This window comes from Burkholderia gladioli, assembly GCF_000959725.1.
In the GTDB taxonomy this organism is placed as follows: Bacteria; Pseudomonadota; Gammaproteobacteria; order Burkholderiales; family Burkholderiaceae; genus Burkholderia; species Burkholderia gladioli.
Genome location: NZ_CP009322.1, coordinates 461,214 through 482,604, shown reverse-complemented (window position 1 = coordinate 482,604; position 21,391 = coordinate 461,214). Strand labels below are relative to the sequence as shown.

The following is a 21,391-nucleotide window of genomic DNA, read 5'->3' as shown; positions in this document are numbered from 1 at the left end:
TGGATTAGGCGGAGAGTTTTTCGTGAACGAGCGGATGCAGGCGGGCCGACGGATCGCGCGAACGGATCTCGCCGGCGGCGGCGCGGCGCGTGAACGGATAGGCGGGCAGCGGCGTGCGCCGCGGCACGTCGTGTGGGTACTCGGCACGCCAGTCGAGCGCTTCGCCCGCCGCCCAGCGGGCCGCGAGCGGATCGGTGTCGCGGTCGTCGAGCGCCCGGCCCGGCCCCGCACCGAGCCACGCGCCCAGGCGCGCGGACAGCTCGTCGAGCCCGCCGGCGCGGAAGATCAGGCGATGCTTCATCGCCTCGCGGCCGGTCTGCAGCGTCCAGGCGATGCTGGCCAGCGACGGCGGCGCGACGCCGCTCTCCTCGGCATCGCGCCGCAAGTCGGCAAGATGGCGCAGCAGCCGGCGCACGGCATCGACCAGTTGCTCCGGCCGGCGCGCGGACAGCGGCACCAGGCAGGCGGCCGCCGGCCACGCCTGGCCCGCATCCGGCACGCGCGCGTCGACGTATTCGGCAATCACGAGATGCGCGTTGGTGCCGCTCATGCCGAAGGCACTGATCGCGCCCACGCGCGGCGCATCGGACTCCCATCGCGTGCAATGCTCGACGAGCCGGAACGCGGAGTTCGGCAGATCGAGGAATTCGTTGTCGCTGCGATGATTGGCCGAGGGCGGAATCTGCCGGTGGCGGATCGCCGCCAGCATCGCGACCAGGCTCACCACGCCCGAGGCCGCGAAGGTATGGCCGAGATTCGGCTTGAACGAGCCGAGCGCGCAGAAGCCGCGCCGGTCGGTGAAGGTGCGGAAAGCGTCGGCGAGACTGTTGACCTCGACCGGATCGCCGAGCCGGGTGCCGGTGCCGTGCGCGATCACGTAGCCGATCTCGCTCGCGTCGATCCGGTAGCGCCGGTAGAGCTGCTCCACCAGTTGCTGCTGCGAAAGCCCGCTCGGCGCCGTGATGCCGTTGGTGCGGCCGTCGTAGTTCACCCCGCTCGCGCGGATCACCCCGTGGATCGGGTCGCCGTCCGCCTGCGCACGCGCCAGGTCCTTCAGCACCACCGCCGCCACCGCCTCGCCCGGCACCATGCCGTTGGCACGCGCGTCGAAGGTGTAGCACTCGCCGTCCGGCGACAGCATCCCGCCCTGCGTCAGCGCCAGGTACATGAGCGGCGAATTCAGCACGTTCACGCCGCCGGCCAGCGCCAGCTCGCATTCGTCGCGCTGCACGCTCTGGCAGGCCGCGTGCACCGCCACCAGCCCCGACGAGCAGGCCGTGTTGATCGCCAGGTTCGGCCCCTTCAGGTCCAGCACGTACGAAATCCGCGCCGCCAGGATGCCGTTGTGGTGGCTGGTCGCCAGGCCGTCGGCCGCCTCGCCAGGCACGCCTTCCTCCACCCCGACGAACACCCCGCAGCGGCTGCCGCGCAGCCGCTCGCCCGCATAGCCGGCGTCCTCGAAGGCCCGCCAGGCTTCCTCCAGGATCAGCCGCTGGCGCGGGTCCATCCACTGCGCCTCGCGCGGCGAGATCTCGAAGAACAGCGGGTCGAAGCCGTCCAGCCCCTCGATGAAGGCGCCGCGATTGGTGGCGATGCGATTGGACGCCTCGCCCGGACCGCTGAAGTACGGCCGCCAGTCCCAGCGCGAGGCCGGCACCTCGCCGATCGCCTGGCGCCCTGCGCGCAGCAGTTCCCAGAGTTCGCCCGCGTCGTTCGCCCCCGCCGTGCGCACCGAAACGCCGATGATGGCGATCGGCGGCGGCAACACCGCGCCGGCGCGCCCGGCCGGCTCCGATGGCTGTTGCGCCGGCGTGGCCTGGCGCGCTTGCGCGACGGGCGCCGCCGGCGCAATCGGCACCGATTCTGCCGGCACGGCGGGCGCGGGCGTAGCGGGCGCGCCCGGCGGCGTCGCCCGGGCCGGCGAGGCAGCAGGTAATGCGGCCGACGAGGCGATCAGAGCTTCGCCATGCGAGGCGAGCAGATGCGCGGCCAGGGTCGCGACCGTGCTGTAGCTGAAGAACACGCTGGGAATCACCTCGACGCCGAGCTGCCGGCTCAGCCACTTGGCCAGTTGAGCCAGGCCGATCGAATCGAAGCCGATGTCGGCGAACGGCGTGGTATCGCGCACCCGCTCGCCCGGGACCTTCAGCACGGCCTCGATGCCGGCGCGCACCAGCACCGGCAGCCAGGTATCGGCTTCGCCGCTCGCCACGCGCGGCAGCGAGGGCGGCGCCTCGGCGCCGGTCTCCTGGCGCGTCGCGCCCAGGCGCGCGAGGAAGCCCTCGACGCGGGCGCGATCGCCCGCCAGCACCAAACGCTGCGCGGCACCCGAGGCCAGCGCGCGCTCCCACGCCGCCAACCCCTCCTCGCGCTCCAGGTAACGCTGAGCGCTGCTGCGCAGGTACTGCTCGATCGCCTCGCCCTCCTGCGCGCCCATCCCGCCTTCGCGCCACAGCGGCCACGCCACCGACACCGTCCGCCCCGAGCGCTCGCCCGCCTCCACCCGCGCGTTGCGATACGCCGCATACGCCAGTTGATACGCGTTCGCGCCCGCGTAGTCGCCCGCACCGCTGTCGCCCAGCACCGCCGACGACGACGAGAAGCAACAGAAGAAATCCAGCGCCTCATCCGCCGTCGCCGCGTCCAGCGCCTGCGTTCCCGCCACCTTCGGCGATATCACCGCCTCCACGTCCTCTGGCCTGCGATCCTCCAGCGTGCCTCGTGTGGCCACGCCCGCCGCATGCAGCACGCCGTGCAGCCCGCCCCAGCGCATGCGAATCGTCTCCACCACCCCGCGCAGCGCATCCTCGTCGGCCACCTCGGCCGGGAAATACGCCGCGTCCGTCGCGCCATGCGCGCGCAACTCGTCGAGCAGCGCGTCGATCTCGCCATCCCGCGCGCGACGCCCGACCAGCGCCAGGCGCGCGTGGCAGCGCCGCGCCAGATGCCGGGCGAACAAGCGCCCCAAGCCACCCGCGCCGCCCGTGATCAGGTACACGCCGCGCTCGCGCAGATCCGCCGCAGCCGGCGCCGGCTCCGCCGCGCGCCAGCCCAGCGTCTCGCGCCGGCCCGCGCGCTCGCGCAGCACATCCGCGCCGCTCGTCTCGCGCCAGCTCCGAACCACCGACTCCGCATCGGGCAAGCCGCCCTCGCCGAACAGCACCGACGCCCGCAGTTGCGGCATCGACAGCCGCAGCGAGCGAACCAGCCCGATCGCGGCCTGGTCGCCGCAGCCCTGCGCCTGCGCTTCGTCCCAGCTACCCAGCACCACCAGCCGCCGCAACGCCACCGCCTCGGCCCGCGCCGCGCGCAGCAGCGCATGCAGCTCGGCCAGTCGTGCCGCGCCCGAGCGATGTGCATGGACGATGCCGATCGCCGCGTCCCGCGGCAGTCGTTCGCGCAACCCGGCAAACACGGCGCGCCATGCCGTCTCGTCGGTGCCGTCCAGGACGATCGTCTGCGCTTGGGCCGGCCGCGCCGATGCCTCGCGTGTCACGGGAATCACCACCACCGTCTCGCCCGCCGCGCGCAAGGCGGCCGAGACATCCGCCGTGACGGCCGGATCCTCGCTCACGTGGAGCAGCGCCGCGATGCCGGTCGTATCGAGCGCTGCCTCGGCCGACGCCGCCGGAAGCCAGGCCGGCTCGTATTCGAGCGGGCCGTCCACCGGCCTGGCGGATGCGGGAGCGGGAGCATCCGAGGAGGCGGTCGCGACCGCCACGACAGGCAGCCCGTAGCACTCGCGCGCGAACGGATAGGTCGGCAGGCTGACCCGCCGCGCGGGCCGACCGGCCGGCGTCAGCGCGCGCCAGTCGGGCTCGAATCCGGCAACCCAGAGCTTCGCCAGCTCACGATAACGGCGCTGGGCCAGCCATTGCGCCGCCACCTCGGCCAGGGCCTCGGCCGTGCCGAGCGCATCGGGCCGCTCGACGGCGCTGCCGCGCAGCACGCCGTCGAGACAACGGCCGTCGGCCGCGAACGCATCCAGTGCCTCGCGCAACGCCGCCACGTCGCGAACCACCAGCGCGAGCCGTTCGTCCATCGGTTCGCGCCCGATCTGCAGCGTCCAGGCGATATCGGGCAGGTCGCGATCGTGGTGGCCGCGCCGGGCCAGCGCCGCGCCGAGCCGGGCCGCGCTGTCGCGCAAGGCTCGCTCGTCGCGCGCCGACAGCACGATCAGCACCGGCTCGCCATCGGCCGCCGGACTCGCATCGGGCGCCGGGTATTCCTGCAGCACCACGTGCGCATTGGTGCCGGCCGCGCCGAACGAGGACACGCCGGCCAGGCGCGGCGTCCCGCCGGGGGCATCCCAATCCGCGAGCTGCGTCTGCAGGCGCAACGGCGTGCGCTCGAAACGAATCTGCGGGCTCGGCGTGTCGACATGCAGGGTCGGCACGAGCTGGCGATGCCGGAACTGCAGCAGCACCTTGGTCACCGCGGCGATGCCGGCCGCGCTCTCGGCATGGCCGATGTTCGACTTCACCGAGCCGAGCGCGCAAGGCCGGTCCTCGGCCGGCATCGCGTCGGCGCCGAACGCCCGCATCAGCCCGGCGATCTCGATCGGGTCGCCGAGTTCGGTGCCCGTACCGTGCGCCTCGACATAACCGAGCTGCCGCGCGGCGACGCCGGCACGCGCGAGCGCCCGCTCGATCAGGGCGCCCTGCGCGCCCGGATTCGGCACGGTATAACCATGCGTCTTGCCACCGTGATTGATCGCCGAGCCGCGCACGATGCCGTGGATGTTGTCGCCGTCGGCCTGCGCGGCCGCCAGCGGCTTGAGCAGGACCGCGCCTACCGCCTCGCCCGGCACATAGCCGTTCGCGCCGGCGCCGAAGCTCCTGCAGCGGCCGTCGGGCGACAGCATCCGATGCGCGCAGAGCGCGACGTAGTTCGAGGGATGCAGGTACAGGTTGACGCCGCCGGCGATCGCCAGCTCGCACTCGCCGGCGAGCAGGTGCGCGCAGGCCTCGTGGATCGCGACCAGGGACGACGAGCACATGGTGTCGAACGCCAGGCTCGGCCCGTTGAAGTCGAACAGATAGGACACGCGGTTCGCGAGGGAACAGAACGAGGTGTGCGGATAGGTGTCGTCGCCGCGCGCCCACAGCGCGGGGCCGTAAAGATCGAAACCGGTCTTGGTGATGCCGGCATAGACGCCGATCCGGCCGTCGTGCCGCTCACGCAGCGTGCGGCGCGTATAACCGGCATCCTCGATCACCTCCCAGCAGGTCTCGACGAACAGCCGCTCCTGCGGATCCATGCTTTCGGCCTCGCGCGGCGAGATGCCGAAGAACAAGGGATCGAATTCGGCGAAGCCCTCCAGGAAACCGCCCCACTTGCAATAGCTCTTGCCATTGCCCGGCGAGCAGTCGGCCTGGGGATCGTAGAAGCCCTCGAGCGACCAGCGCTCGGGCGGGATCTCCGTGATGCAGTCGCGGCCCGTGCGCAGGTTGTCCCAATAGTCGTCGAGCGTGCGCGCCCGCGGGTAACGCCCGCTCAGCCCGATGATCGCGATCTGGTAGCCGGACGGCAGCGTGTCCTGCGCCCGCGGGCCGGCCGGGTTCGATACGGCCGCCGGCGCGCCGGCTTCGGCCTGGCCGCCCCGCTCGGGCGCGAGTGCGGCCGGCAGGCTGGCCTCGGCGCGCGTCGTGTCCTCGACAGCCGTATCCGCGCCGGGCGCCGACGCCAGCGCGGGCACGGCCGCCACGCCCGACAAGGATGCGGCGGCACGGCCGGCGCGCTCGGCGGCCTCGTGCGCGCCGCGGCCGGCGGGCTCGCCGCCGGCCTCGAGCCATGCCGCGCAGGCCGGCGCGTCCTCCCGCACCAGATGCTCGGCCAAGGCGCCCAGGTTCCGGTATTCGTAGAACAGCGTACGCGGCAAGGCGTCGAATACCTCGTCGAGCGCGTGGTTGAGCTTGCCGATCATGATCGAGTCGATGCCGAAATGCTCGAAGGGCTCGTTGCCGTCGATGCGCGCCGCATCGAGATTGGTGACCTCGGCCAGCATCCCGGCAAGCCGTGCCAGCACGCCGGCGCGCAATCCTTCCGGCGCGTCGTGCCGCGCCGCGGGGCGGCTGCGCGCGGGCGCCGGCGCGGCCTCGGCGGCCGCGCGCGGCACGCCGACGAAAGCGTCGAGCCGGCTCGCGGTGCCGCACAGCACCACCAGCTCGGCGGCATCGCCGGCCAGGCCGGCCTCGAAGGCGGCCAAGCCCTCGGCGGTGCCGAGTTCGCCCAGCCCGCTGCGCAGCATCCGCTCCTTGACCAGGTCGTTCATCTGCATGCCGCCGTCGGCCCACAGCGGCCACGCGATCGCGAGCGTGCGCCCGTGGCGCTCGCCCTCGCGAACCCGAGCCTCGCGCCAGGCGGCGAAGCGGTCGGCAAAGGCACTGGCGGCGGCGTAGTCGGCCTGCCCCGGGTTGCCGTAGACCCCCGCGAGCGCCGAGAAGCAGACGAAGCGATCGAGCCTCAGCTCGCGCGTGGCCGCATCGAGATTGACGAGGCCGGCGACCTTGGGTGCCATCACCTCGCGCAGCTCCTCGCCGGTCTTCTTGAGGATCAGGCTGTCGCGCAACACGCCGGCGGCATGGATCACCGAGGCGAGCGCGCCGTGTTCATGCACCACGCGCCGGACCAGCTCGCGCACCGCGTCCGCGTCCGCGACGTCGGCGCGGCACACCACCACGCGCGCACCCAGGGCTTCGAGCGCGGCCACCCGGGCGCGGGCCGTCGCATCCGGCGCCGAGCGGTTCACCAGCACCAGGGTCGCCCGGCGCGAGGCCCGCGCGATCGCATTCGCGAACGCGTGGCCGAGACCGCCGAGACCGCCCGTGATCAGGTGCACCGCGCCGTCGCGCCAGACCGGCTCGGGTGCCAGCACCGGCGCGGCGACACGCTCGAGCCGCCGCACCTCGCGCAGCGCGCCGGCGCGGCGAATCTCGCCCGCGCCGGCGGCATCGGCCGCATCGGCATCGAGCCAGGCCCGCAGGGTCTCGCCGTCGGGCCGGCCCGCGATCTCGATGGTTTGCGCGAGCAGCTTCGGATTTTCATGCACCGCCGTCTTCAGCAGCGCGGCCAGGCCGCCGAACCCAGCCCCCTCGCCCGCGCCGATCAGCAACTGGACCAGGACCGGCCGCGCCACGCCATGCTCCAGCACGCCGCGCACCCGCTCCAGCAGCGCGGCGGCGGCCTCGACATAGGATGCCGCGTCGTCGGGGCCGGCCGTGCACAGACGTTCGCCGTCGATCGCCGCGAGGCTCGCGTCGTCGAGCCCGGCGAGCACCCACACATGGCGATCCCCCGCGAAACCGCCCGCGGTCGCGGCCGGGGTCGCGGGCTCGGCGCGCCAGGCCGGCCGCGCGAGCCAGACCTCGGCCGCCGCGCGCGCCGCGCCGGCATCGCGCGGGCGGCTGTCCGGCACCGCCGCCGGTGCGCTCGCGCGAATCCAGTAGCGCTCGTCCGAGAACGGATAGGTCGGCAGGGGCACGCGCCCGTGGCGCGCGTATTCGAACAGCCGTGCATAGTCGAGCGCGTATCCCTCGACGTACAGCTCCGCGAGCACCGCCAGTTGCGCGACGAAATCCGCCGCATCGAGCGCGGGCGCGGCCGGCGCGAGCCGCGCGATGCAATCGGTCGCGTAATGGCGGAGCACCGCGCGCTCGTGGCGCGCGCCGTCGCTGCAATGGCCGGTGAACAGCCGCGGCGGCGCCTCGCCGGCCAGCCAGCTCTCGAGCGTCGCCGCCAGTTCGTCGAGCGTGGCGGGCGTGCAGGCGAGCCGGTGGGCCAGGTGGCGACGGCCCACGCACAGGGTGTGGCAGACGTTGCCCAGGTCCAGCGCCGGCTGCGCGCGCAGATGACGGGCCAGCCTGAGCGCGAGCTCGCGCAATTGTTCGGGGGTGCGCGCCGACAGCACCAGCAGCCGCGCCGGGCGCGCGGGCGCGGCGGGCACCGCACCCTCGTGGCCGTCGATCACCAGATGTGCGTTGGTGCCGCTGAAGCCGAAGGCGCTCAGGGCGGCGCGGCGCGGCATGCCGGGCGGCGGATTCCAGGCCTGCAGCGTCGTGTTGACGTAGAACGGACTGTCGGCGAAGTCGATCGCCGGGTTCGGCGCGTCGAAGTGCAGGCTAGGCGGGATCTGCCGGTGGCGCAGCGCGAGCAGCAGCTTCAGCAACCCCGCGATACCGGCGGCGGCGGCGGCATGCCCGAGATTGGTCTTGATCGCGCCCAGGGCGCAAAAGCCGCGCTTTGCGGTATCGCGGCGGAACGCGCTGGCCAGCGCGCGATGTTCGACCGGATCGCCGAGCCGCGTGCCGGTGCCGTGCGCCTCGACCAGGCCGATGGTCTCGACGTCGATGCCCCAACTGTCGTAGACCTCGCGCTGCAAGCGTTCCTGCGACAGCGCGCTCGGCGCGGTGATGCCGCTGGTGGTGCCGTCCTGATTGATGCCCGAGCCGCGAATCACGCCATGGATCGTGTCGCCGTCGTCCAGCGCGTCGGCCAGCCGCTTGAGCATGACCACGCCCACGCCCTCGGCCGGCACGAAGCCGTCCGCGCCGGCGGCGAAGGTCGCGCAACGCCCGGTCGGCGAGAGCATGCCGGCGCGTCCGGCGAGCAGGTAGAAGCCCGGCGTGGCCTGCACGAACGCGCCGCCCGCCAGCGCCGCGTCGATTTCCCTGGCCCGCAGCGCCTGGCAGGCCAGATGCACCGATACCAGCGAACTCGAGCAGGCCGTGTCGATCGTGACCGCCGGCCCCTGCAGGTTCAGGCAGTAGGCGATGCGCGCCGACAGGATAGAACCCGCGTTGCCCCACATCGCCTGGGCCGGCGCGTGTTCGTCGACGAGCGTCTGGTAATCGGCGCCGTTGTAGCCGACATAGACGCCGCAGCGCGCCGCGTCGAGCGCCTCGCCCGCATAACCGGCCGCCTCGAGGGCCTGCCAGGCTTCCTCGAGGAACAAGCGCTGCTGCGGATCCATCACGCTGGCCTCGGTCGCCGAGATGTTGAAGAAGCGTGCATCGAAGCGGTCGATATCGTCGAGCAGGCCGCCGAACCAGGCGGCATCCCCGCTGGCCCGGCCGGCGGGCTTCGGCCAGCGCGTCACCGGCCCGACCAGGTCGTCGCCGTTGGCCAGATGGGCCCACAGCGCATCCAGGTCGGCGGCCCGCGCGAAGCGACCGCTCATGCCGACCACGGCGATCGGATCGCGCGGCGGGCGCTCCGCCCGGGCCGCCGCGGCGGGCTCCCGCGAGGGGCTCGCCATGCGGTCGTTGCCGCCGTCGCCCTGCTCGCCGCACCCGGCCGGCATCGGCGCCGCGTGGGCGGCTCGCGGTGCCGGCACGTCCGCCATGACCGCCGCGCGGCCCGCCGGGGCCGGCAGCAGGCGCGCGCGCAGCGCAGCGGCGCTGGTGCGCACGAGATGATCGGCCAGTTGCCGGATCGTGCTGTAGTCGTAGAGATGGGTGGTCTCGAGCGTCGCGCCGAGCGCGTCGTTCAGGCGATGCACGAGCTTCACGCCGGTGATCGAATCGACGCCGTAGTCGCCGAACGGCGCCGTGTAGGCGATCTGCTCGGCCGGCACGCGCAGCGTCTCGGTCAGGTGCCTGGCGATCGCGGCCCGAACCGCATCGACCAGCGCCGGATCGTCGTCGTTCCCCGCGTGCGCGACCGGCGCCTGCGCCACCCGCGCGGCATGCTCCCGGCCGGCAGGCAGGTCCGGCGCGGGCCACGCGCTCACCGACGAAGACGGCGAGGACGGCGAGGACGGCGGCGTCACGGCCTCCGGCTGACGGATGCGCCCGTCGCTGCGCGCCATGAACACCTGCTGGCCAAGCTCGCCGGCCAAGGGCACGGGCCAGCGCACGCGATCGAAGCCGGCCTCGCCGAGCCGCGCGTCCCACTGCGCGGTCGACAGCGCCGGACAGCCCTCGAGCCGAGACTCGCCGTCCTCGACCAGCCACCAGCCGTCGGTCAGCCCGAAACTGAGGTGGGCGAACAGGCTGCGCTCGACGATCTCGTTGACGATCAGCACGCCGTTGCGCTTGAGCAGCGCCTTCGCGTTGTCGAGCGTGCGGCGGATATTGCGCGTGGCATGCAGCACGTTGGCGGCGAGCACGATGTCGTAGCTGCCGCTGGCCATCTGTTGGGCCGCGAGCGGCCGCTCGACGTCGAACAGCCGGCAGTCCACGTAGGGATGCGCGGCCACGTAGCTGTCCTGGGCGTGCTGCAGGAAGGCGCGCGACACGTCGGTGTAGGTGTACACGGCGATGCGCTCGCGCACCGGCGCCAGCGCCTCGAAGATCCGCTCGCTGGTACCGCCGGTTCCCGCGCCGATCTCGAGGATGCGCAGCGGCGCGTCGACGCCCTCGTCGCGCCGCGCATCGATCACGCGGCGCACGCACCAGGCGGCCAGGTCGTTGAAATAGTCGGCCTGCGCGTTGTGCTTGTAGATGGCCTCGACCTGGGCCATCGACGAATCGGGAAACAGCACGTCGGTGATCGGCCGGCGCCCGGTCAGCACATCCGGCAGCGCCTCGAGCGTGGCCGCCACCAGACGGGCCTGACTGGCCACGCCGGCCTGTTCGAAGGCGCCGCTCGCCTCCAGTTCGCGCCAGCGGGCACGCAGCGTCTGCGCATCCTGCCCGGCGCAGGCGGGGAACCCGGCCTCGCGCAGCAGCCGCGCCGATTCGTCGAGCCAGCGCGTATAGCCGGGCAGCAGCGCCTCGCCCACCTGCCAGCCGGTCGGCGTCAACCCGAAGCCGAGCGTGCCGAGCCGGTGCCACAGCAGATGCAGCTGGAGCCGCGTCAACTCGCGGTTGGCGGGCAGCTTGCGCCGTTCGAGCAGGGTCTTCGCGACCGTCGTCAGTCGTTCCATAAGGCCTCCATCGCCGGCGCGGTTTCGACGGCCCCGCCGTCGTATCCAGCGTCCCGCTGATTCGAATCGTCGTCGGCGCGCCGCTGCCGCACGACCGCCAGCTGCATCCGCGGCGAACCGAGCAGGCGCTCGACCGCGTCCATCCCCTCGGCCGCCTCGATCGAGCCGATACCGAGTTCGGCCATGCGCCGCCGGTAGGCCGGATCGGCCACCACGCCCGCGCTGCCCCAGTAGCCCCAGTTCATGATCTTCACGGCGCACGGCCAGCTGCGCGCGAGATGACGCGCGTAGGCGTCGGCGAAGGTGCAGCCGGCCGCGTAATTGCTCTGCCCGGGCGCCTTCAGGAAACTCTGCATCGAGGAGAAGAACAGCACGAAGTCGAGCGGCTCGCCGCCGAACGCGGCGGCCATCCATACGCTGGTGTCGACCTTGGCGCGCAGGCTCGCCTCGAAGCGCGCCTCGTCCATGCCGGCCAGCGCGCGGTCCTTGAGCACGATCGCGCTATGCACCAGGCCTTGCACCGGCCCGAAGTCCGCGTGGATCGCCTCGCGCGCCCGGGCCAACGCCCGTGCGTCGGTCGCATCGGCCTGCAGGTAGAGCGGGCGCTGCCCGAGCGCGGCGATCCGGTCGAGATTCGCGGCGATCGAGGCATCCATCTGGCGGCGGCCGATCCAGGCCACGCGCGCCCGGTAGTGGCGCACCAGATGCTCGGTCAGCACCACGCCGAGCCCGCCCGCGCCGCCGATCACGACGTACACGCCGCGCTCGCGAAACGGCGCGGCGGCCGCGCGCGCGGGCAACCCGACCGGCACCATGCGCTCGCGGTGCCAGGCACCGCCGCGCCACGCCAGCAGTTCGCCCTGCGGATCGGCCTCGCGCCGCAGGCTCTGCGCGAGCGGCTCGCGCGCGCTGTCGTCGGCCGGCAGATCCGCGAGCCGCACCGACCAGTGCGGGTATTCCTTCGCGAGCGCCCCGAGCAGCCCATGCACGCCCGCGTGGGCAGGCTCGACGGCCTCGCCGTCGAGCGCCGCGGCCTGCCGCGTGAGGACATCGAGCCGCAGCGCCCGCGTGCCGTAGCCGAGCGCGAGCAGCGCCTGGACCAGGCGCAGGCCGAATCCGACGCCGCCCGCCTGGGCCGCGGCCAGCAGCTCGGCCGACGTGCCGGCCTCGCGCGGCAGCAGCCAGATCAGCCGACCGATCGAGCCGGCAGCGCCGAGCGCCTCGCGCAGCGTCTCGGGCGAGCCGCCGTCGCGCGCCGGATCGAGCCGTGCCGCCTCGGGCCAGTCCACCCCGAGCGCGTCGGCCAGCGTGTCGCCCTCGCGCGCGGCGACCAGCACCACGCGGCCGGGCGGGATCGCCGCGGCGCCGTCGCGCGTATCGACGACCCATTCGGAGGCGAAGGCCTGCAAACTCGTGCCGTCCTCGCGCCGCGGATCCTGGCTGGACGCCGCGGCCGCGGCAAGCGGCGCGACCGCGCGTTCCGTCTCGACCCAGCAGCGCAGGCGCGCGAACGGATAGGTCGGCAGGCCGATCCGCACCGGCTGGCACTCGCCATGCGACACCCGCGGCGCGTCGAACGCGCCGCCCTCGACCCAGCGCACCAGCGCGCTGTCCTCGGCGCCGCCGCCGGGCACGAACAGGTTCGGCACGCCGCGTCCTTCCAGGAACGCGCGCAGCCCCTGCGCGAGCCCGCCGAGATCGGCGGCCACGATGCCGAGCCGCTCACCGAAGGCCGCGCGGCCATGCAGCAGGGTCCAGGCGATCCGGGGCAGGTCCCGGTCGCGGTAAGCACCGTCCTCGATCCGCTCCAGCAAGGCGGCGGCACGCGCCCGCAACTGCGCCGGCGTCTTGGCCGACAGCACCAGGTCGAGCGGCTCGCGCGATGGCTCCCCGGCGCCGAGCCGGGCATCGACATACTCCTCGACCACCAGGTGCGCATTGGTGCCGCTGTAGCCGAACGAACTGAGGGCGGCCCGTCGCGGCGCATCGCCGTGCGTCGCCCAGGCTTCGCGCTCGCTCACCAGGCGCAACCCGGAGCCGGCGAACTCGAAATGCGCGTTGGGGCGCGTGAAGTGCAGGCTCGGCACGAGTTCGCGATGACGCAGGCAAAGCAGGATCTTGTGCAGACCGGCAACCCCGGCCGCGGCCGAGGTATGGCCGAGGTTGGTCTTGACCGCGCCCAGCGCGCAGGGGCCGCCGGCGCGCGGCGCGGCACCGAAGGCGGTAGCCAGCGCGGCCAGTTCGATCGGGTCGCCGAGTCGCGTGCCGGTGCCATGCGCCTCGACGTAGCCGATGCTGGCCGGGTCGATGCCATGGCGGGCATGCACGGTGCGCAGCAAGGCGGCCTGGCTCTTCATGCTCGGCGCGGTGATGCCGTTGGTGCGGCCGTCCTGGTTGATGCCCGAGGCGACGATCACGGCATCCACGCGATCGCCGTCGCGCAGGGCGTCGTCGAGCCGCTTGAGGACCACCGCGCCGACTCCCTCGCCGGGCACGAAACCGTCGGCGCCGTCGTCGAAGCTGCGGCAACTGCCGCTGCGCGACAACATGCCGGCCTCGCACATCCGCGCGTAGGTTTCCGCGCTCAGGTAGAGCGAAACGCCGCCCGCCAGCGCCAGGTCGATCTCGCCGCGTTCGAGCGCGAGCGCGGCCAGGTGGATCGCGACCAGCGACGACGAGCAGGCGGTATCGACCGGGATCGCCGGGCCGTTCAGGTTGTAGTGATAGGCCACCCGCCCGGCCGCGATGGCCGCGCTGGCGCCGGTCGCGCTGCCGCGGCCGGCACGCATCACGATCTGCGCGTACTCGCAGCCCATGATGCCGAGATAGACGCCGCAGTTCAGGCCGTCGAGACCGGCGCCCGCATAGCCGGCATCCTCGAAGGCGCGATGGCTTTCCTGCAGGAACAGCCGGTGCTGCGGATCGATCAGTTCCGCCTCGGCCGGGCTGATGTTGAAGAACAGCGGATCGAAGTACTCGATGTCGTCGAGCGCGCCGAGCCGGCGGCAGTAGAGGGCCTCGTCGTCAGCGTACGGCTGGCCCGACCAGCGCCAGGCCGGCACCTCGCCGACCGAATCGACCCCGGCGGCAAGATTGCGCCAGTAGCTGTCGAGATCGGGCGCGCCGGGGTAGCGGCCGGCGCCGCCGATCACGGCGATGCGCATCGCACCGGCGACGGAAGCGGGCCGCGCGCCGGAGCTGCCTGCCTCGACGCGCGGGGCGTTTCCGGTCTTGGCGACGGGAGCGGCAGGTTCAACAGCCTGGACATGCCCCCGCGATCCGGCGTGGCGCGCCGTGTCCGCGAGCTCCCGGGCGGGCACGGCGCTCGCGGCCGCCAACTGCTCGACGGGCGCTGCGGGCGGGTCGACGCGAACGGAGTGCGGCGCCGGACACGCGAGCGGCGCCAGATGCGCGGCGAGCAGCTTCACGGTGGCATGGTCGAACAGCACCGTCGCCTTCAGCTCGGTGCCGAAGGCGCGATTGATGTCGCGCACCCACTCGACACCGACCACCGAATCGATGCCCAGTTCGGCGAACGGCGTGTCGGGATCGATCTCCTCGCGCTCGGCGCACAGCGCCTGCGCGAGCGTGCCGGCGAGCCGCTCGACCAAGGCTTCGATCGGCATCACCATGCCGGCCGCCACCTCGGCTTCGTTGCCTCCTTCGACGGCGGCTGCGGCTGCGGCTGCGAGCGGCGTCGCGACATCCTGGTCCGGCTCGACGAGCCGCACCGGATGCGCACCCGGCCGCGGCGGCACATCGCGCCCAGCCGTCGCTATCGCGGCACCGGCCTCGACCGTCGCGGCGAGCCAGGCGGCCAGCGTGGTCAGCGTCGGATGATCGTAGAGCGTCGCCGCGGCCAGCGTCACGCCGTACTCGCGACCGATCGCGCGCGTCCACTCGACGCCCACCACCGAATCGAGCCCGAGCTCGCCGAAGGGCACATCGGGCCCGAGATCGGCCGCCTCGGCGCAAAGCATCTGCGCGAGGCTCAGGCGCAGACGCTCGATACTCACCTCGATGCCGGCCGGCACCTGCCGCGCCGCGGCCGCCGTCTGCCCGTCGTCCTGCCGGGCTGCCGCCGGCGCCGCCGACGTCGCGGGCGGCTCGAACTCGTCGAGCGGGTCGAGCACGGCCAGGCGAATCGACGCCGCACGCGCGGCGCCTTCGGAACGCGCTTCGAATCCGCCGGGCTCGCCGAGCACGATGGCGACGCGCGGCGCATCGGCCAGCACCTCGACGGCCGCGGGCGGCACGGCGGCCCGGGTCGGCGGCTCAGGCCGGGCCGGGACCGCCGCCCGCGCGGCCAGTGCCGGCGAGCCGTCCGCGCGCGCCATCCAGTAGCGCTTCGTCGCGAACGGATAACCAGGCAAGCGCAGCCGAGCCGGCGCCGGTCCGTCTTCCTGCATGGCGGCCCAATCGATGTCGAGCCCGCGTGTCCACAATTCGGCGATACGCACCGGGTTGCCGGCGCGGAGCCATTTGCGCAGCACCTCGTTCAGTTCGGGATCCTTGGCGAAATGCGCGAGTGCGTCATTGCCGTCGCGCCGCGCCTCGCCGCGCATCCAGGCCGAGTAATCGGGCGTCTCGCCGGCCAGCGAGGCAAGGCGCTCCACCAGCATCGCCATGCTCGTCACCGTCGTCGCCAGCCTCACCTCGAACGCCTCGCGACCTGCCTGCAGCGTGTGCGCCAGCGCCGCCAGCTCGCCTTCTCCATATGCCTCGCGCTCGATCGCCGCCTGCAGGTTCCTCGCCTGGATCAGCACCTGCGCCTCGCTTCGGGCCGACAGCACCACGATCGCCGGCTGCCCTTCCCGTCTCGCATCGGCTGCCTCCACCGCCCGCGCCACGTATTCCTCGACGATCACGTGCGCATTCGCCCCGCCCGCTCCGAACGACGAAATCCCGGCCAGCCGCGGCATCTCCCGCTCCACCCCGTCCACGCGCACGCGCGGCCGCCGCCACGGCGCCAGCTCGCGCTGCACCCGAAACGGCGTGCGGCCGAAATCGATCAGCGGATTCAGCGTCTGCGCATGCAGGCTCGGCGCCAGCTTTCCGTGACGCATCTGCAGCAGCACCTTGGTCAGCCCCGCGATGCCCGCCGCGCTCTCGCAATGCCCGATGTTCGATTTCACCGAGCCGATCGCGCAAGGCTCCAGCCGTGCGTCGCCCGGCTCACCCGGCTCGCCCTCCCACGCCCCATAGGCCTTCACCAGCCCCGCGATCTCGATCGGATCGCCCAGCGCCGTGCCCGTGCCGTGCGCCTCCAGGTAGCTGATCGCGCGCGCGTCGACGCCGCTCGCCCGCAAGGCCTCGGCGATCAACTCCCCCTGCGCGTTCGGGTTCGGCACCGTGTAGCCGTTGGTACGCCCGCCGTGGTTGATCGCGCTTGCGCGGATCACACCGAGAATCCGGTCGCCCGCCGCCTCGGCCGCCGCCAGCGGCCTGAGCAGCACGCAGCCCACGCCCTCGCTCGGCACGTAGCCGTCGCCGCCCGCGCCGAAGCTGCGGCAGCGGCCCTCGCTCGAGGCGAACTGCCCCTGGCTCAGCCCAAGGTACTTGTTCGGGTGGATCGACACGTTCACCCCACCCGCCAGCGCCAGCTCGCATTCGCCCAGGCGCAGGCTCTGGCACGCCAGGTGCAGCGCCGTCAGCGACGACGAGCACATGGTGTCGACGCCGAAGCTCGGCCCGCGGAAATTGCCGAAGTAGGACACCCGATTCGCGACCGACGAGAGATAGCCGCCCGGAATGTAGGTCTGCGCGAGATCCCCGCCGGCCGGATCGCTGAGCAGGTGATATTCCTCGTACATCACGCCGACGAATACGCCGACGCGCACCGCGCCGAGCGAGGCGCGCGTATGCCCCGCATCCTCCAGCGCGTGATACGCGCATTGCAGGAACAGCCGTTCCTGCGGGTCCATCAGCTGCGCCTCGCGCGGCGAGATGTTGAAAAAGAACGGATCGAACTCGTCCACGCCGTCCAGGAAGCCCCCCCACTTGCTGTAGCTCTTGCCCGGCTGGCCCTTGCGCGCGTCGAAATAGGCCTCGTGATCCCAGCGCGTGCTCGGAATCTCGGTGATGCAGTCGCGACCGGTGCTGAGGTTCTCCCAGAACGCATCGAGATCGGCTGCCTGCGGGTAACGTCCCGCCAGGCCGATCACGGCGATCGCGGTGATGCGCGGCGGCTCGCTCTCACGCCCGGGAAGGCGGCCGCGCGGACGGCGGCGCGTGCGCGGCGCAACCGGCGCGAGCGCCGGTCCAGCCGCGCGTGCCGTGGCGACCGCACCAGCGGCAAGCGCCGCGACCGCGACCTCCGCCTTGGCCGTCTCGCCGTCGCTCGACGCTTCACCGAGGCCCAACGCGGCGCCCAGCCCCTCGGCATGGTGACGAACCAGGAAGGCCGTCAGATCACGTACCGACTGGTACTCGAACAGCAAGGTCTTGGACAGCGGCCCGCAGGCGCGTTCGAGCCGGTCGGTCAGTTCGACCGCCATCACCGAATCGATACCGTATTCCTCGAACGAGGCGTCCTCGTCGATGCGCTCGACCGGCAGGCGAATCACGGCCGCGAGCTGCCGCTTCACGTGCCGCAGGGCCTCGTCGGCAAGCAACGCCGCCGACGCCGCGCGTGTCGCGTCCTGGCCGCCAGGCACGGACGAAAGCGACGCTGGATTCGGCGCCGGATTCGGCGCCCGATTTGGAGCCGATGCCGCGGTGCCGATGGCCGCCGCGGCGAGGCCATGACGCGCGCGCAGCCGCGCCGCGTCGCCGGCCAGCACGACCACCTGCGTGAGCTCGGGCGGCAGTTGCCGGCAGCGCGCGAGCACCGCCAGGCCGCTGGCCGTGTCGAGCGGCGCCAGGCCGTCGCGGCGCAGTTTCGCCTCGACTGCCGCGTCCACCCGCATGCCGCCCTCGGCCCACAACGGCCAGCCGATCGACAGGGTCCGGCCGCTGCGCTCGCCGGCGGCCACGCGCGTGGCCCGCCACGCGGCGAACGCGTCCATGAAGGCGTTGGCGCAGGCGTAGTCGGCCTGCCCCGCATTGCCGAACGCGCCCGAAACCGACGAGAACACGATCAGTTCGCGCAACGGCAGCGAGCGGGTCGCCGCATCGAGGTTGACCAGGCCGGCCACCTTGGGCGCCAGGACCGCATGCAGCTCGGAGGCGTTCTTGCGGATCACGAAGTTGTCGCGCACGATGCCGGCGCTGTGGATCACCGTATCGAGACGGCCGTGACGTGCCACGATCCCTGCCACGAGTGCCTCGGTGGCCGCCGCATCGGTGATGTCGGTCCGTACGAACTCCGCGTTCGCACCTGCCGCGCGCAGCGCGCCGAGCCGCGCCGCGGCGTCGGCCGGCTCGCTGCGGCCGCACAGCAGCAGCGTCGTGCCGGGGCCGCTCGCCGCGATCGACTCGGCCACGCGATAGCCGATGCCGCCCAGGCCGCCCGTGATCAGCGCCACGGTGCCGGCCGGCCAGGCAGGCACATCGCCGCCAGGTTGCGACAGTTCGAGATGGCGGCGCTGGCGGCGTCGGCCGTCGAGGTAGGCGATTTCACGGCTGTCCCGCTCGCGGGCATTCGCGTCGAGCAGGGCGAGCAGCGTCTCGCCGTCGGTCGCGTCGGCGGCATCGATCCGGATCGACTGGGTCGCGAAACGCGGATTCTCGATGCTGGCCGTGCGCAGCAGCGCGCCCAGGCCGTCGAGGCAGGCCGCGCCGGCGGTGCCGTCCTCGACCCGCAGCAACTGGAACAGGCATTCGCCCGACGCGACATCGGCAAGACGTTCGCGCACGATCGCGAACAGCGCATCGGCGGCGGCGACGTAGCGCGCGGCAAGCGGCATCGCGTCGGCACCCGGCGCGACATGCACGCGGCTCTCGCCGTAGCGCCGCGCGAGCGCGGCGAGCACGCCGTCGGGCAGCCGGCCTGCCACGAACACTTCGCGGGTCGGCTGCGCCGCGCCGCGCGGGGCATCGAGGGGCGCTTCCGCCTCGTCCCAGGCCGGTGCGAGCCAGAGCGTCTCGACACCGGTCTGGCTCGCGACGGGCGCCGGCATCAAGGTCAGGGCCTCGATCTCGAGCGCCACCGCGCCGTGCTCGTCGCAAATGCTGAGGTCGATGCGCGGCGCGACATCCTCGGGGCCGCTGCCCTCGGCGAAGCGCAGCCATGCCCAGCCCCGCGCCGGCGTGGCCGCCGCGACGCCGACGCGGCCGAGACGGGCCGGCAGCATCGCGCGGCGAGCGCCGCCCGGCGCGAGCAGCAGGCCGATGGTGGCCTGGATCGCGCCATCGACGAGCGACGGATGCAGCACCAGGGCTTCATCGGCCGCGCCGTCCGGTACCTCCAGCCGCGCCAGCACCTGCGGCCGGCCAGCCGTGTCGAGGCCGGTGCGCAGTTCGGCGATGGCGCGATGGGCCGGCCCGTATTGCAGCCCGGCCGCGGCGAAACTCGCATACAGCGCTTCCGGGGCGAGCGGCACCTGCCCGCAGGCCGCGCGCAGCGAGGCGAGTTCGAGCACGACCGGCGAAGCCGCCTCGCGCAATCTCAGCCGCCCCTGGCTGTAGACGGTATCGCCGTCGAGGCTGCCGATGTCGAATTCGGCTTCGGTCTCGCTGTCGACGAACAGGGCGATACGCAGCGAGCCGCCCTGTTCGTCGAAGCATGCCGGCTGCAGCCAGGCGACCTCGGTCAATTCCAGCGCCGCCGCCTCGCCCAGGCTCAGGGCCGCCGCGGCGCGCGCGATCTCGAGCTGGGCCGCGCCGGGCAGCACGCGCGCGTGAACGACGCGATGATCGGCCAGGCACGCCTCGCGGCCGTCGAAGTGCGAGACGAATTGCGGCTCGAACGCGGTGGAACGGTTTTCGTGCAGCAGCGGATGAAGCCGCGCAACCCGAGGCGCGGCCGCGGCGGGCGGATCCGCCCAGTAGCGCTGGCGCGCGAACGGGTAGCCGGGCAGGCGCAGCGGCCGGATCGGCGGATCGGCCGCCCGCAGGCGCCTCCAGTCGAACGCGAGCCCGTCCAGCCAGGCGCGCAGCAGCGGCTCGACGCGGCCCTGCGCGAGCCAGCCCTCGACCGTCTCGGGTGCCGGCAGGTCGGCCGCGTCGCGCCGCGCCTCGCCGCGCATCCAGGCCGAGTAATCGGGCGTCTCGCCGGCCAGCGAGGCAAGGCGCTCCACCAGCATCGCCATGCTCGTCACCGTCGTCGCCAGCCTCACCTCGAACGCCTCGCGACCTGCCTGCAGCGTGTGCGCCAGCGCCGCCAGCTCGCCTTCTCCATATGCCTCGCGCTCGATCGCCGCCTGCAGGTTCCTCGCCTGAATCAGCACCTGCGCCTCGCTCCGGGCCGACAGCACCACGATCGCCGGCTGCCCTTCCCGTCTCGCATCGGCTGCCTCCACCGCCCGCGCCACGTATTCCTCGACGATCACGTGTGCATTCGCCCCGCCCGCTCCGAACGACGAAATCCCGGCCAGCCGCGGCATCTCCCGCTCCACCCCGTCCACACGCACGCGCGGCCGCCGCCACGGCGCCAGCTCGCGCTGCACCCGAAACGGCGTGCGGCCGAAATCGATCAGCGGATTCAGCGTCTGCGCATGCAGGCTCGGCGCCAGCTTTCCGTGACGCATCTGCAGCAGCACCTTGGTCAGCCCCGCGATGCCCGCCGCGCTCTCGCAATGCCCGATGTTCGATTTCACCGAGCCGATCGCGCAAGGCTCCAGCCGTGCGTCGCCCGGCTCACCCGGCTCGCCCTCCCACGCCCCATAGGCCTTCACCAGCCCCGCGATCTCGATCGGGTCGCCCAGCGCCGTGCCCGTGCCGTGCGCCTCCAGGTAGCTGATCGCGCGCGCGTCGACGCCGCTCGCCCGCAAGGCCTCGGCAATCAACTCCCCCTGCGCGTTCGGGTTCGGCACCGTGTAGCCGTTGGTACGCCCGCCGTGGTTGATCGCGCTTGCGCGGATCACACCGAGGATCCGGTCGCCAGCCGCCTCGGCCGCCGCCAGCGGCCTGAGCAGCACGCAGCCCACACCCTCGCTCGGCACGTAGCCGTCGCCGCCCGCGCCGAAGCTGCGGCAGCGGCCCTCGCTCGAGGCGAACTGCCCCTGGCTCAGCCCAAGGTACTTGTTCGGGTGGATCGACACGTTCACCCCACCCGCCAGCGCCAGCTCGCATTCGCCCAGGCGCAGGCTCTGGCACGCCAGATGCAGCGCCGTCAGCGACGACGAGCACATGGTGTCCATCGCGATGCTGGGACCGTTCAGGTTGAAGGCGTACGAGACGCGGTTCGCGATCGACGCGGAGCTGCCGCCGAGTGCCTGCGGCTGGGTCGTGCCCTGCGAAGGGCTGCCGTGATAGGGGTATTCCTCGTACATCACGCCGACGAACACGCCGACGCGCGCCGCGCCGAGCGAGGCGCGCGTGTGCCCCGCATCCTCCAGCGCGTGATACGCGCATTGCAGGAACAGCCGCTCCTGCGGGTCCATCAGCTGCGCCTCGCGCGGCGAGATGCTGAAGAAGGACGGA

General features: G+C 73.0%; 2 protein-coding genes (1 of these 2 running past the window's edge). Both read right to left on the bottom strand.

Features of this window, described 5'->3' with window-relative positions; translation table 11 throughout:
* Positions 1 to 4 precede the first annotated feature (4 nt).
* Positions 5 to 10,867, bottom strand: coding sequence for an SDR family NAD(P)-dependent oxidoreductase (locus BM43_RS03240; RefSeq protein ID WP_045577434.1), 10,863 nt, complete (start codon positions 10,865 to 10,867; stop codon positions 5 to 7).
* Positions 10,855 to 21,391, bottom strand: the 3' portion of a protein-coding gene (locus tag BM43_RS37410) for an SDR family NAD(P)-dependent oxidoreductase (RefSeq protein WP_052710560.1). It continues 803 nt past the right edge of the window; only the last 10,537 of its 11,340 coding nucleotides appear in the window; its start codon lies off the right edge, out of view; the stop codon is at positions 10,855 to 10,857. Before BM43_RS37410 ends, BM43_RS03240 begins: the two co-directional genes overlap by 13 nt.